This is a genomic window from Alteromonas sp. DY56-G5 (assembly GCF_041414725.1).
GTDB classification, from domain to species: Bacteria; Pseudomonadota; Gammaproteobacteria; order Enterobacterales; family Alteromonadaceae; genus Alteromonas; species Alteromonas macleodii.
Genome location: NZ_JANHZQ010000015.1, coordinates 47,451 through 62,509 on the forward strand (window position 1 = coordinate 47,451; position 15,059 = coordinate 62,509).

8 protein-coding genes are annotated in these 15,059 nt (G+C 43.6%); 4 read left to right on the plus strand and 4 right to left on the minus strand.

Annotation, left to right across the window (positions count from 1 at the left end; genetic code table 11):
• Positions 1-214 precede the first annotated feature (214 nt).
• Both NO989_RS09655 and NO989_RS09660 read right to left on the minus strand, forming a co-directional pair.
• Positions 215-4,768 carry an EAL domain-containing protein gene (locus tag NO989_RS09655; protein WP_321825237.1) on the minus strand — a complete coding sequence of 1,518 codons (4,554 nt, stop codon included), beginning with the start codon at positions 4,766-4,768 and terminating at the stop codon, positions 215-217.
• Positions 4,769-4,992: 224 nt separating this feature from the next.
• Positions 4,993-7,740, minus strand: coding sequence for an insulinase family protein (locus NO989_RS09660; protein WP_321825238.1), 2,748 nt, complete (start codon positions 7,738-7,740; stop codon positions 4,993-4,995).
• Positions 7,741-7,911: 171 nt separating this feature from the next.
• Between NO989_RS09660 and sixA the strand changes: the two genes are divergently transcribed.
• Together sixA and NO989_RS09670 are read left to right on the plus strand one after the other, a co-directional pair.
• A complete protein-coding gene (gene sixA, locus NO989_RS09665) occupies positions 7,912-8,427 on the plus strand; it encodes a phosphohistidine phosphatase SixA (protein ID WP_014976012.1) in 516 nt (171 codons plus the stop codon).
• 121 nt (positions 8,428-8,548) lie between these two features.
• Positions 8,549-8,743, plus strand: coding sequence for a hypothetical protein (locus NO989_RS09670; protein WP_014978722.1), 195 nt, complete (start codon positions 8,549-8,551; stop codon positions 8,741-8,743).
• A gap of 37 nt (positions 8,744-8,780) precedes the next feature.
• Here the strand turns inward: NO989_RS09670 and NO989_RS09675 are convergent, their stop codons facing one another.
• Both NO989_RS09675 and NO989_RS09680 read right to left on the minus strand, forming a co-directional pair.
• A complete protein-coding gene (locus NO989_RS09675) occupies positions 8,781-10,076 on the minus strand; it encodes an HlyC/CorC family transporter (RefSeq protein ID WP_014948817.1) in 1,296 nt (431 codons plus the stop codon).
• A 175-nt stretch (positions 10,077-10,251) separates the two neighbouring features.
• Entirely contained in the window at positions 10,252-11,043 is a 792-nt protein-coding gene (locus NO989_RS09680) for an inner membrane protein YpjD (protein ID WP_014948818.1), read from the minus strand.
• Between the two features lie 298 nt (positions 11,044-11,341).
• Here NO989_RS09680 and ffh point away from each other — a divergent pair, with 298 nt between their 5' ends.
• Together ffh and NO989_RS09690 are read left to right on the plus strand one after the other, a co-directional pair.
• On the plus strand, positions 11,342-12,781 hold the full coding sequence (ffh, locus tag NO989_RS09685) for a signal recognition particle protein (RefSeq protein WP_014948819.1): 1,440 nt from the start codon (positions 11,342-11,344) through the stop codon (positions 12,779-12,781).
• Positions 12,782-12,967: 186 nt separating this feature from the next.
• Positions 12,968-15,034: a YncE family protein gene (locus NO989_RS09690; RefSeq protein ID WP_371342440.1), complete on the plus strand. Its 2,067-nt coding sequence runs from the start codon at positions 12,968-12,970 to the stop codon at positions 15,032-15,034.
• The last annotated feature ends 25 nt before the right edge of the window (positions 15,035-15,059 follow it).

Consider the following 15,059-nt stretch of genomic DNA (forward strand, 5'->3'; position numbering starts at 1 on the left):
GCCAAAAATAATATTTTTTAAAATATCCAATATAATCAAGTAGTTAGCTTTTCGCTTTGATGAGGAGAATTGTCGATGTTCACAAGCGCCATTTTAATGGCACTAAAGTCTAATAAAATAAGGTTGAATAGGCATGACTTTGCCTAAAGCTGCAATGAGTGGCATTAGGCAGGGGAAAGTACGCGCCCTATACGCGAGTAAAAGGTAAGGGCTATTAAAAGTTAGAGTGGCCAAGCAGCGTATGAAGCTTTTGATTCTCGGTGAGAAGCTTCTCGAAGCGCTCTGCATTTAATGGTCGGCTGTACAAGAAGCCTTGCAACATTTCGCAATCGTAGCGACGTAAAATATCTAGCTGAGCTTCTTCTTCAACGCCTTCCGCTACCACTTTTAAGCCTAGATTGTGGGCGATATTTATAATGGCAGCCGCCATATGACGATCTACATTACTTTTTGCAATATCGTCAATAAATGCTTTGTCAATTTTTAGCGTGTTTAGCGGGAAACGCTTTAAGTAGGCTAGGGACGAGTAACCTGTACCGAAATCGTCTAGCGCTAGGTGAATACCTCTTTCGCGAAGGCGAGTCATCATTTGAAGGCCGTTTTCAGGACTTTCCATTAGCGTACCTTCAGTTATTTCGCACTCTAAATGTAGTGGTGACAAACCGATATCGCTTAAAATCTTGTTTATTCTGTCGTCTAAGTCGGGTAATTCGAACTGCTTCGCAGATATATTCACAGCTACACGACCACTAAACAAACCTTGGTTTACCCAGCGTTTGGTATCTGCACAAGCCTTTCTTAGCACTTGTTCACCAATTTCTATAATCTGGCCTGTTTGCTCTGCCAGAGGGATAAATTGCCCAGGGCTTACTATGCCTTTTTGTGGGTGCTCAAAGCGCACCAAAGCTTCCATGCTAACTAGCTTACCTGAGGCTATATCTACTTTAGGCTGGTAGTAAACCGTAAACAAGTCATCTTTAATACCTTGTCTTATAAGGTTTTCGATTTGCAGTTGCCTAACGGCGTTTTGATTCATCTCTCCGCTAAAGAACTGATAGCTGTTACCGCCATTGTTTTTAGCGAAATACATGGCTGTGTCGGCGTTTTTCAGCATTTCTTGGGGAGAAGTGCCGTCGTCAGGGAAGAACGCGATACCAATACTGGCACCCAATACAAACTCTTGCTTATTAATGATAAAGGGGCGAGATAAAGTGTCTAATAGGTTCTGTGCGTAATGCGTTACCGTGTGGATATCGGCATTGTCTTCCATTAACACGCTAAATTCATCACCACCTAAACGATAGCAAGTCGCACTCTTACCCGTAATTCTCTGTAAGCGCTTTGCTATTTGTTTAATTAATATATCGCCCGTTTGGTGACCTAAAGAATCGTTTATTTTCTTAAAGTTATCCATATCCAAACAGAGTAGGGTATGTTGTGCCCCTTTCCGCACCAAGTTCTGGTGGCTAGCTTGGAAGAACGAACGATTCGGAAGCTCCGTGAGCGGGTCGGTATTAGCTAGTTTCAATAGCTCTTTCTCAGTACTTTTTCTTGACGTGATATCACTAAATACGCCTACAAAATGGCTTATTTTTCCGTCATCGTCATGGACGGCGTCTATGTTTAATTCCATTTCATAGCGCTCGCCGTTCACTCGCACACTTTCTACTTCACCTGACCAGTTACCTTTCGCTTTTAGCGTTTTCTTAATTTCTTCGGTAAACGCGTCTGGATATAGATGGAAGTGCATATAGCTTGCTAACGCCTGATCGCGGGTCTCGCCGGTGTAACCGCAATATGCATTGTTTACACTTATGAATTTAAATTGGGTATTAGTTATGAATACACCTTCAGAAATATTCTCAATTGAACGCTTAAATAGATTCAGCTGCTCTTCAGCTTCTTTTAAGTGATGAATATTCTTAAGCGTACCAGTCATTCGTACCGGCTGAGCATTGTGGTCTCTTTCAACCACTTTTCCGCGGTCAAGTATCCAAATCCACTGATTCTTAAATGTCTTTGCGCGGTATGCGAGCTCGTAGAAGTCGCTATTACCTTCAAGATGGTCTCTTAGGGCAGTTTTAACACGGTTTACGTCGTTAGGATGAATGTTTGCATCGTAAGCGCCTGTGGTGCGTATATCATCTTGAGGGAAGTCGAGTGTGCCCCATGTATTTGCACGGTAAACTTGGCCTCTGTATACGTCCCAGTCCCACAGCTCATCTCCAGAACTCCATAGCGTCAGTTTAAGGCGTTCTTCCGACTCTTTAATGGCAAGCTGGTTTGCCTTCCTTATCTGATATTGGCGAACGATAAATGCAAAAATAGCGAATGCGACAATACAGTAAAAAACAATAGCAACAGTATGAAGCCAAGGTGGTCTTGCGATTTGAACTGAAAGATTTCTGCTGTCAGACCACAACCTTCCAGGCGCTTTTGCTTGTACCTCGAAAACGTAGTTTCCAAAGCTTATATTATTAAATTGAGCAACTCTGTCGTCTCCATTATCAATCCAGTTGTCGTCAAAACCAAGCAACCGATATCGGTAAACCACGTGCTGCGGATAAACAGCGTTGAGTAAATTGAAAGATATGCTGAATCTAGACTCATTGTAATCTAGCGCAATCGACTTTTTAGTTCCTATATTTTGTGCCGATGAGAAATAACTTATTTCGCCACTGCTTTCCCTCTGAATTACATTTGACCTATTGTTAGATACCCCAAAAACTTTTAATTCAGAAAGCTCTGGGATAAGTGTTTTCGTCAAATCATCTTTTGAGCTAGTTTTCTTACTCGTTATTATGTTGTAACCAGTCATCCCACCAAAATAGATAGTTTTTTCTGAGGATGCGAAAGCTGAGCTCTCGCCTAAAGAATTGTAGTTAAGCTCTGAATTTGGAACCGAACTTACTTCTTCAAGTTCGGGAAGTTTGATTTGGTGAACTCCCGTAGTATCTGCATACCAAATACTGTTATCGATACCTACGGATGATATTATTAGCCCAGAGTTTTCTGTACGAACTTGCCTTTTGACAAATTCAAGAGAATGCTTGTCGACCTGCAAAATTCCTTTCGAGCGAGTAGTTAACCAGTATGAGTCTGGTGTTTCGTAAACGCCGTAAACGAGTGAATCGAAACCATTGCTCTGATCTAAATTTTTGATCAACTCCCTGTTCTTCAGCGAGTATATACTTACACCTGACTCGCTTCTCAGCCAAAGTCGATTATCATTATCTTTATAGATCGGAACTAAACGGGATGAGTCTATCTCTATTTTTATTGGCTCAACAGATGCTTTAGACGAATCATAACCAAGAGATAGTTTTACCGGTCCCTGTGTATCCTCCCAGATCCAAACTTCGTCCCCTTTGGTATAGAGAAAATCGATAAATAACCCTTCGAACACATGATCTATTAATTGAAGCTTTCCTTCCACCTGCCTCAAAACATAGATGCCATTAGAGGATGCAACCCAGAATGTGCCTTTGGTATCTATTTCAACATCCCAGTAAGTTATTGAGTTCGCAAAATCAGAGAAGGTTTCTGAGAACTTTACTTCTCCGCTAGAGCTATTAATAACGCCAAGTCCTCTTTGTTGAGAAACAACATATATGTCGTTGGCGGAGTCTTCTGCAAAGCCCCATATTGAGGAGTAGTCATCCTCGGATAAGCTCGAAGAATTAAAAACAGATTTATACCTAGTTGTAGCGTAGTCTGGGTGATACCTAAATGCACCGCTCTTTATTGTCGTAACCCAGATACCACCGACTCTATCTGTTACTAGGTTCATGATTGTTGCTGTAGGCAAGCCTGTCAGCTCTTGATTGTCGTGATCAAGGTAGATGACCCTCGGCTGGAAGCTGCCATTTATCTCTGACGTTGCTGCATCACTAAATATGAATAGGCCTGCTTGAGTGCCAATCCAGATGTCGTCATCTTTCTCATAGATTGTTAGGGTATTAAGCGCTTCATCAGACTTAGAAGTGAATGCGTCTTTCAAATGTTGAAGTATTTTACCCGAAGCAGCTATGACATAGATGCCCTCATTGGTTGCAAGCCAATAGTTACCGTTTATTACTTTGATGTCGTGAAGAGAACGAACATCCAAGTTGATTCCCCATGGATTTACTTTTGTTGCGGAATAAAGTGACTCGTTAGCCTTGTCTATAAGCGAAAGCCCAAACTCATTTGAACCTAACCAGGTGCGGTTCGCTTCATCATAAATGACCTTTATAAAACTCTGGTCTTTGTGTATCTGTTTTACAACCTCAATTTGATGACTCTCTTTCGATAACTTGTAAAGAAACTTCAGATCAGCAAATAGAATGTCACCATCGTACGATTCTCCGATGCCAGTAATAAAATCAACTTTAATTACACTATTTTCTCTATTGAAAACTTTGAAGTTGTCACTTTCAGGTTGATACTTGGCAAGACCTGCTTGTGTTCCCACCCATAACTCGCCATGAGAATCTAAGAATAGATTTTGAGTATAGCCGGACGGAAGTGAATTGTGGTCAACATCTGAAGGGTGGTATTGCTTCACCTCATAACCAGAATAGCGATTTAAACCATTGGAGGTCGCGATCCAAATATATCCTTTATTGTCTTCAACGATATCCAATACCGCAGTGTCAGAGAGTCCTTGCTGTTTATTTAGCTCATTGAAATGAAGATCAGAAACCTCTATCGCCTTTGCAGAAGAAAAAAGAATTCCTGACAAAGCCAACAAAAGAAGAGAAATTGAATAAATTAGGGTTGAGCGCACCTACACACCTTTGGCATACGCCATTTATTATTTTTTTATTTCACTGGCGGCATCCCTAACAGCCAGAATAATAAATATGCCGAATTAACTAAGCCTCTACAAGGACTTTTTAGTAATAACAAGAATGATGGTTTACTTATTAACCAACCTTGTCTGCGAATACCACTGGGTATCGGCAGATTGATTAAAATCTTAACGACCGTGGCACGTGCCTACATGCAGCGTTAGTAGTAAGGAATTTCTTTTTTGAATTCAGAAATACTGTTAATCGTTCGTTTTTCTTGCGTGGGAATACTCTCAAATTTTCCACGAGAGAACAGCACCAATTCCCCGCAGCGCTCTCGTTTAGCGAGTTGATGCGCGAAGTCTTGAATCTCTTCGAAACTCAAGCCTTTGATCCTTTCAGCAAGCTTTGCATTTCTATTAAACTCTAAATCTTGCGTACCCAAACTTACCCATAAACGCTGTGACTTCATCGAAAGAGTAAGGTCTCTCTCTTCTAACTGCTTAATAAGGTTTTGTTGGATAGTCGGCCAATAAAAACGATAGAACTCTATTTCATTGAGTTGCTGGAATAAAAAGGCGGTCATTGCATCTAGCAACTGCTTTGGACTGCATTGCGGGCTTTGTATATAGAATGCCATTCCGGGGTGTTGATTATGTGGCACATAGCCTGTACCGACTATGTATCCCAATTGCTGTTCTGTTCTTAACGAATTGAAGAACGGTGCTGCCAGCATCTGTTCAAGAACCATGCATAATGCGGTGTCGGTGAGGCTAGGAGAAGGTGCTTGTAAATAAAGTACGACCGCTGAGTCATCGTGATTACACAACACTTCATGATAAAGAGTTCCGCCTACAGGCAGCTTAGATACAGCACGAGAAAGGGGAGCTCCCCCTGCATTTTTGCAATGGCTATGAAGCGACGTCGAAAATGCCTTTGCTTCTTCGCTTGCCCAGTTGCCATGCATAAATGCCTCTACAAAATAATGCTCAAAGGCTGCACTGCGACAGCTTAGCATCTCGTTATAAGAGATGTTTTCTATCACGTCTAACAATTCAACTGGCGCTTGCGTGTTGCGTTGAATAAGAACACTTAAGCGAGAGAATAAACGGTTAGTCGGCTTATTTAACAGTGAATTATGAAGGCTTTGAATTTGAAGTGCTTTGTGATGTTCAAAGGCTCTTTCGTCAGGAATAAAACCGAGAACGGCGTCAAGAAGTTGACTTGCTAACAATGTCTGCTGATTCGTAAAACCACGGGTGTGTAGGGTAAACCCAGCTTGATGCCCATAAATCCGATAGTGAAGTCCTGCTATTTCAGCTCGGTAGTATTTAGCTTGGAGATGATCGTTAAGTGCGCCGAGCCAAATTCGCTTGGCCGCAACAGAGGTCAAAGAGTCTGAAAACTGAGCTGCGTCGAAAGAGATATAAATATCGCCTTTGGGGCTATGGAATTGTTGGTCCTGAGCGAACCAAAATCGATAGCCACCATTATCTACCAACCTATTTGGAACATTAAACCCCGTTTCAGGGAGGATAAGCGTGTATTCGCTCGCCAAATAAGGGTTGGGTGGGGGAAGACACAATTCTGGAATTTTCTTTGCGCTTTCAAGTGAATGTATTAGCGCATCGTCGATGACTTCAACGCTATATTCAGCCTCATAAAATGCGCAAATCTGAGTGGTTTTAACATCTTTTGATATGACCTTTAAACGAAGGTTCTTGGGCGTGAAAAAAGATAGTGCATGCTCAATTATGCTTCTGTCATAACTACCAATAGTAGAGCGAAGTCTATTTAATTCGTCAGGTTCGAATATAAATTGATGCTGTGCATACTCAGTTATGATCCCAAGCGGCTTCACATTTTCTTCGTACTCTAAAGCCAGCGCGTTTAGCTGCGACTTTTCGTGAAAGCGCCACTCTTCAGTCGATGCTTCTCTAATTAATTCGATGTAGCTAAATAGTGCCTCTAACACCTGCGCTTTGTGTTTAAGGCCTTCCTGGGTAAGCTGAAAGCTCACGTTAAAATCTTTAAATTTATCGCCTTCTATGCCAGAGCCCGCTATCAGATTTAACGCCCAATCTTTTTCTTTTAAATAGGCAAGTAGGCTTCCTTCACCTTCGTCACCAATCAAATGGCTGATGTAGTTCAGCGGTTTGGTTTTGTAGTCGTTCTGTAAAGCGGGGAGGGCAAATGTCACTATCATACGTCTAGCAGATTGCAGCGGATGAATGTTGATTTGAATGCCCAGTTCATTTTCTGTGTAAAGCGAAGGCCAGTCGTCAGAGGCTAACTGTCCACTTGGCAATGTCCCAAAACACTGATTCACTAACGCCTCTAGTTGACGTATTGGCATAGGACTGGCTATGCACAAGCGCATATTAAGCGCACAGTAATACGATTGGTGCAGTGCCTTTAGGCGCCGTTTAAGCTCTGTACATTCGTGTTGAGAAAAAGTATCGCAATTGCCTACAGAAAATTTTGCAAAAGGATGTTCTGGATTACATGTCTCTTTATGAATTTGATAAAGGCGGCGAAGGTCGTCTTTTTTCTTAAACTCAAATTCAGCATGAATGTTCTTTATTTCGTTGGTTAGTGCGTCTTCTTCAAATAAGGGTTGCCTAAGCATATCTGCAAATGCAGGCAATGTTTGCGCAATAGCGTCACCGCTGCAATTAAAATGGTAATTTGTGTACTCGGTACCTGTCCACGCGTTGATTGTGCCGCCGTGTTGCTCAATGAATCCATTTATAGCATTGGGTTTGGGCAAATGACGGCTACCCATAAAAAGCATGTGTTCAAGAAGATGGGCTAACCCTTGGCAATCGTTTGGGTCATAAAAGTGTCCGGCTCTTACCGCCATTGAAACAAAAGATTCACTCGCTTCTGGCGTGTGACATAACATGGCACGCAACCCATTAGGTAAAGTAACGTGATGTGCGTTTTCTAAATTTATGGTGTTGTTCACATTGTCTCGTTTTTGGTCAAGAGCACCTTACTGCTGGAGCGTCTATAAAGAGAAACTTCACAAAACGTTAAATAATGTACGAAAATTCTCACTATTCGCCGTTTAGCGCTAGGCGTAGTATCAGCTCTCTGATATCGTTAGCATACTTTCATTAATACTATGCGCAATGTTATGTCAGGTCAAAGTAGCAACGACGACATTTATCTTTTCATTATGCGTCACGGTGAAGCAGAAGCGCCCAGACTCGATGATAAAAGCAGGCAACTTACACCATTAGGTAGAGAGCAAGCCAAAACAGCAGCTTTATGGTTAAAAGACCAATATTGCCAGAAAGGCATTGTGGACTTAGCGCTTGTGAGCCCTTATCGTCGAGCCAAACAGACCCATGATATGGTATCGCTTGATATCATTGCGAACAAAGTTGAAAATAATGAAGATATTGTTCCGGAAGGCTCGCCAAGACTGGTGAGTGATTATATTGATGGACTTCTTCACGCCGCGGTCAATTCCAAAAAACCAATCAAAAAACTTCTTGTTGTTAGTCACATGCCGCTAGTTAGCTATCTCGTTGATGAACTGTGCCAGTCTTACACCACAAGTTTGTTTTCTACGGCCTCAATTGCTGTTATCAAGTATTCTTTAAAAGAGCACAAAGGCACGCTGGTAACGCATTATCAAGGACTGTAAACGCCTTGCTCCTTCTTAGCGATTAATTTCGGAAATTGAACAATTAATCGTTAAGTATATTCCCACATGGTCGATAGACTCTTTGAGAGTGTCAAAGTTTATTCTATTGAAGGGTTGGGAAATGGACAGCAAATCTATTCCTGAGCTCCTTAAACGTTCATTGCAATCGCATATGGCGGAGGCTGATTTACGTGAAGATAAGGAGACGCAGGATATTATTGCCAAATTATCTGAATTGTCAGATAAGGTCGCTGCTGCGAAAGCTAGAGCGCTGGCAAATAGAGCACAGCGTCTAGCTGACGAATCAAAAGGTTAGCTGATAAGGCCGAAAGGCAGGTTAACCACCAAAACGTTTAGTGGTCGTTATTCGACTCTTTAGGTGCAACATAGTATTCCGGCATGATTCTGACGGTTTTTATCATGCTTTCTGAAATGTCTACAATTTCTAACGGATAACCCGCCAAACGCACGCTTACTTTGTTCTCAGGAATATCTTCAAGATACTCAAGTAATAAACCATTAAGGGTTTTAGGGCCTTCCGTAGGCAGGTTCCAATCCATTTCTCTGTTCAATTCTCGGACGTTGGCACTACCATCAACCAATACTGAACCATCCTGTTGTACGTGTGCTTCCTTACTGTGGTCTGGAACCATACTGGTGGTAAAGTCACCGATAATCTCTTCAAGAATATCTTCAAGAGTGACTAGACCCATAATGTCGCCATACTCATCAACAACCAAAGCAATGCGCTCTTTTTCGGCTTGAAACTTATACATCAGCGTGTGCAGCGGGGTAGATTCAGGCGTGTAGTAAATCTCACGAACTGCGCGAAGCAAGCTTGATTTAGTGAACTGGTCTTTTGATAGAAGGCGCAGGGCGTCACGCACATGCACAAAGCCTACCGCATCGTCGACACTGTCTCGGTATAATAAAACACGGGTATGTTGAGCATGGGTTAACGCTTTTTGAATTTTCTTCCAATCGTCGTTAATGTCGATAGCAAAAATTTCAGCACGTGGCACCATGATATCTTCGGCCGTTACACTTTCTAAGTCCAAAATACTCACCAACATATCTTGGTGTCGCTTAGGGATCATGGCACCAGCTTCAAAAACCACGGTTCTTAACTCTTCTCGACTTAACGAGTCGTCACTTCCACTTGCAGGACTAATTCTTAGCAAAGCTAGAATGCCGTTTGTTATACCGTTAATCGCTGCCACAAAAGGGTACAGCAAGGTAAGCAGTGGAAGCAGAATAATGGAGCTCGGAAATGCCACTTTTTCTGGATACAGCGCAGCCAGTGTTTTCGGCGTTACTTCTGCAAAAATAAGTAGGACCAGCGTTAAGCCAAAGGTAGCAGCAAACAGCCCCCAGTAGTCACCGAATAAACGAATACAAAGTATGGTTGCAAGCGAGGATGCTGCAATATTCACTAAGTTGTTTCCGATGAGAATAAGGCCGATAAGGCGATCAGGTCGTTCTAGAAGTTTAGCAACACGTATAGCTGAGCGGTTGCCTTCTCCTTGCAAATGCTTGAGTCGATAACGATTAATCGACATCATGCCAGTTTCTGAACTAGAGAAATACGCAGATAGTAATATGAGTACGCCGAGCGCGATAAACAGCGTACTCGTTGATATGTCGTCCAATTAATGGGTTCCTGTCTTAACTTAGGCTTCAAATGTATTGATTTGAGGTGCGAGTTTCAAGGGAAAATTGTTGATATGCCCCTAATTAACTAGATAACACCAAAAAGTGACAAGCGCCGCCGAGCCGCCTAAAAAGCAAGCCCGGCAGCGAGCTCAGCAATAAATACAGGGAGTTTTAAAGAAGAAATTCGCGAACTAATTTGCTACCAAAATAGGCAAGGGACAGTAGCGTCACACCCAAGACTGTCATCACAATAACTTGTCGCCCGCGCCAACCCCGAAGTTTCTGGCCTATTAAAAGAATGAGAAAAACAACGAGAGCGGCCGCTGATAGCACCGTTTTATGCGCGTAAGTTTTGTTAAACATATCTTCTAAGAAAACAAACCCGCTAATTAGTGAGACGGTTAGTAAACAAGTTCCCGCAAGCAACAGCTTGAACAAAATGTTTTCTACAAGCATTAAAGGCGGTAGTGATGAATGTAGTAGCGCAGCACCTTTTTGCTTTAACCGGTAGGTAATGTAGGACATTTGCAGTGCGTATAAGAATGCAATGACCAAAGTGCAGTAAGCAAACAATGACAAACTAATATGGATAACTAAGCCCGGCTGCAGCTCTATGTGCATGATGTACGACACGGGAATAAACTGTGAGGCGAGTACCGTAAGACTTGCAAAGCCGAAAACAACAGGAAGTAAAATAAGATTAGGAATGGCGCGGGCAAATATAAGCATGGATACTGTGATTATCCACGACACTAATGAAAGTACGTTGGTTACACTCATGTCTTGCCCAGGCGCGACAATAATAACGTTGGTGAGAAAAGCGATATGTGCAATTGCCCCAACACTAGCGATGGATAGCCCTAATCGCTTATTCGGGCCGTCTTGGTGTACGAATTTGCCAATAAGTACTGCCGCAGCTAATGCGTAGAGTAAAGCAGCAGAAATGGCGAAAAGGGTGTTCATGATGCGTCCTGTAATAGGTAGGTGACGTCTTCACCGACTGAGTCGGTATTGATACTGCAACTTGCAAGTAAATTCAACCATCTCCTTGATTTTGTTTGTTTCACACCCACTTTTAGTGTGGGTATTGGATCATGGAAGGACAATTTTTACTCCATATCGACTTCGAAATTCGTACATCAAATTTCTACAACCCTTGACGCAAAAGTTTAAAAATTTAACCGCAATTGTGGGTACGTTACCGTTCGCTTTTACGTTACAATGCGGGCATTACGTCTGAAATAAAAAGAAGTTTCATACTATGTTTGAGAATTTATCAGAACGCTTAGGCCAGACATTACGAAATGTCAGCGGTAAAGGGCGTCTTACTGAAGACAATATTAAAGAAACGCTACGCGAAGTGCGTATGGCGCTACTTGAAGCCGACGTTGCGCTACCCGTAGTAAAAGCGTTTGTTGCACAGGTAAAAGAACGTGCAGTTGGTACCGAAGTAACCAAAAGCCTCAAGCCTGGCCAAGTATTTATTAAAATCGTTCAGTCTGAACTAGAGTCGGTGATGGGGGAGGCGAACGAAAAGCTTAACCTCGCAACTCAACCTCCGGCTGTTGTGCTTATGGCGGGCTTACAAGGTGCGGGTAAAACTACGTCTGTAGGTAAACTTGCGAAATACCTAACTGAGCGCGAGAAAAAGAAAGTGATGGTAGTGAGTGCCGACGTTTATCGTCCGGCCGCTATCAAGCAGCTTGAAACCCTTGCCGGTGAAGTGAATGTAGCTTTTCACCCGTCAACGATTTTACAAAAGCCCATTGATATCGTTAACGATGCCATTGTTGAAGCGAAGAAGAATTTCTTCGATGTACTACTAGTGGATACAGCAGGTCGTTTGCATGTCGACAACGACATGATGGACGAAATTAAAGAGCTTCACGCTGCTGTTAAGCCAATTGAAACTCTGTTCGTGGTTGATGCCATGACCGGTCAGGATGCTGCCAATACGGCAAAGGCGTTTAACGACGCGCTACCGCTAACCGGTGTAATACTGACCAAAGCAGATGGTGATGCACGAGGTGGTGCTGCACTGTCGGTTCGTCACATCACGGGTAAACCTATCAAGTTTATCGGTATGGGCGAAAAGGTTGATGCACTTGAGCCTTTCCACCCTGAGCGTATTGCGTCTCGTATCTTGGGCATGGGCGACGTACTTAGCCTTATCGAAGAGGTTGAGCGTAAAGTCGATAAGTCGAAAGCGGAAAAGCTGGCCAAGAAGGTACAGAAAGGAAAAGGCTTCGACCTGCAAGACTTTAAAGATCAGCTTGAGCAAATGAAGAACATGGGCGGCATGATGGGAATGCTTGATAAGCTTCCTGGCATGGGCGGTATGTCTGACAAAATTAAAGATCAGGCAAACGACAAGCAGTTCAACCAAATGGAAGCCATCATTAATTCAATGACTCCGGCTGAACGCGCACGTCCAGATATGATTAAAGGGTCGCGTAAGCGCCGTATTGCGGCAGGCTCAGGTACGCAAATTCAAGACGTAAACCGTTTGCTTAAACAGTTTACGCAAATGCAGAAAATGATGAAAAAGATGTCTGGCGGCGGCATGAAGAAGATGATGCGCCAGATGAAAGGCATGATGCCTCCGGGTGGCGGTTTTGGAGGCCCTGGTGGTCCAGGCGGCCCGGGTGGATTCGGCGGTCCTGGCGGGTTTGGCGGAGGCGGTGGCTTCCCACCACGTTAAAAGACTATCGCATTACTTAACAATGCTTAAAAACCTCAATCGCAGCAATGCATTGAGGTTTTTTTATTTTTTTTGCATCCAGTTTCACTCATCAATCGTTTGGCTTGTTGAACAGGACGTGAGCAGTACTTATCGCATCGCGTTTAAGTGACGTCTCTTCACGAATCAACAAGTACGGAGATGAAGATGGAATTCAATAAAACATCACAGCAAAAATTAAAACTGTCACTGTTGGCGACGGCAATGGTTCTCGCGCTAAGTGCCTGCGACGGTGACGACGGAACAGATGGTGTCGATGGGACTGATGGCGCGCCTGGCCAAGATGGTGCACCCGGTCAAGATGGAACCCCAGGCTTTGCGTCAGCGACTTTCTTGGTCGCAAATAATGGCGATGACAACCGCAATACGGTTACTTCTATTGACCAAAACGCAAATGTTTTGTCTACGGTAACCACTGGAGCGAATGAGGGGATTGAATTCACGCAAAGCGGAAGCTTGGTACAAGCTGGCGACAGTGATTTACCGTTATTAAGAACGCTTTGTAATTTTGAAGCTCAAGCCGACTACATGATGAGTACAGGGCATGAGATAACGGGCGCAACTACGGGCCTTGTTAATCCGAAAGGTATTGCCTTTGCTGAAAATGCAGGTTTAGTTATGGTGGCTGACTTTAACGGTCAAAAGGTTAGCGTATTCGGTGGCCAAGCAGCAGGCAATGTTGCACCAATTGCAGAAATAATGACCTCAGCAAAACCATGGGATGTGGCCTATGACGAACAAAGCGATAGATTGTTTGTTGCACTGACCGATGGGACACTCGCGGTTTACGATAGTGTCGCTGGTTCTGATTTTGCGCCCACAGTTATGCGTTCAGTGGTGCCTTCAGATGCAGACGGAAATCAAATATCGATTAATCTGCACGGTATCGCTTACGAGCCTATGTCCAATCGTATGGTGTTATCAGACGTTGGCGATGCTGCAATTGCTGATGATGGACAAATTTTTGTTTTAGAAAATGTCTCTACGGCTGATGGGGCTGTTGTACCAAGTAGAGTGATTGGCGGCGCATCGACCCAGCTTGGTAATCCGGTAGATATTGTTTTAACCGGTTCTGATCTTCGTGTGGCGGAAAAATCCAATGACGCCATTTTGGTGTTCTCAAACATATTCAACGGTACTAGTGGCGACGTTGCACCAACGCTATCAACGCCTTCAGTAAAACCAGAGTCGTTGGCCGAGTTAACTCAGCTGAACGAGATGAAAGACGCATCGGACGATGGCATAACTACCATGCCTATTATGGGCCTTTCGGTATCAAGTAACCCTGCAAGCGAAGGTGCAACCACGGGGCAAGTAGCGCAATACAGCGCTGTACTTTCCAGTGAGCTAAGCACTTTTGACGCTGGTATGAGCATTGAGAGTGCCGCTTTCACGGCTAGCGGTGATGGCGTCATTACTTTCGATGATGTTGAAACCTCAACGGGTGGTTTACTCGTGATTAATCGCCTCAAAACCATGCGAGACGGTATGATGTATAGCGATAGTTTCGACCACACGATTGCGGGTAGCGATACAGGCTTGATTGCACCTAAAGGGTTAGACATTGCCTCAGAAGCAGGTGTGATATTTGTGGCAGATGTTAACGAAGCTACTCCTGCCGTTCGCGTATTTTCGCCTTGTGCATCAGGCAATGTTGCGCCTCTATTAACACTTGAAGCTGCCAACGGGGCGCGCCCTTGGGATGTGGATTACGACCCATCGACTGATAGCGCGTATCTGGCGTTAACTAACGGTTCGGTTGCCGTGTTTGAAGAAGTGATGCGCAAAATGGAAAGCGGTGAAACCGTAATTACGGGTGAAGACAGGCTGATTGTCCCTGCAAGTGGTGGGACAGCATTTGCCGCGCCAACCAACATCCATGGCATAGACTATGATAGCCAAAGCGATAGTTTGGTCATTTCTGATGTAGGCAGCGCAGCGGATGCTACTGACGGTAAATTGTACGTGATTCCTGGCGCAGGCAGTGCTGATGGCATAACGGATGTATCCGTCAATATTGCAGGACCGAACTCAATGTTGGGTAATCCGGTAGACTTGATGCTCAGCAATGGTCATGTATATGTTGCTGAAAAATCAAATGGCATGATCCTGCGCTTTGACAATATTCTAAATGCAGCCTCGGGTGATATTACGCCCAGCTTTAGCATGATGTATCCCGCACCAGAGTCGGTAAATGTATTGTCAGTGAAGTAAAACAACTGATGAACAGCCTTGTAGA

Coding starts and splice junctions, on each gene's coding strand:
- sixA (WP_014976012.1), top strand. CDS start 7,912: ATGTCAGGTCAAAGTAGCAACGACGACATTTATCTTTTCATTATGCGT.
- NO989_RS09670 (WP_014978722.1), top strand. CDS start 8,549: ATGGACAGCAAATCTATTCCTGAGCTCCTTAAACGTTCATTGCAATCG.
- NO989_RS09680 (WP_014948818.1), bottom strand. CDS start 11,043: ATGAACACCCTTTTCGCCATTTCTGCTGCTTTACTCTACGCATTAGCT.
- ffh (WP_014948819.1), top strand. CDS start 11,342: ATGTTTGAGAATTTATCAGAACGCTTAGGCCAGACATTACGAAATGTC.
- NO989_RS09690 (WP_371342440.1), top strand. CDS start 12,968: ATGGAATTCAATAAAACATCACAGCAAAAATTAAAACTGTCACTGTTG.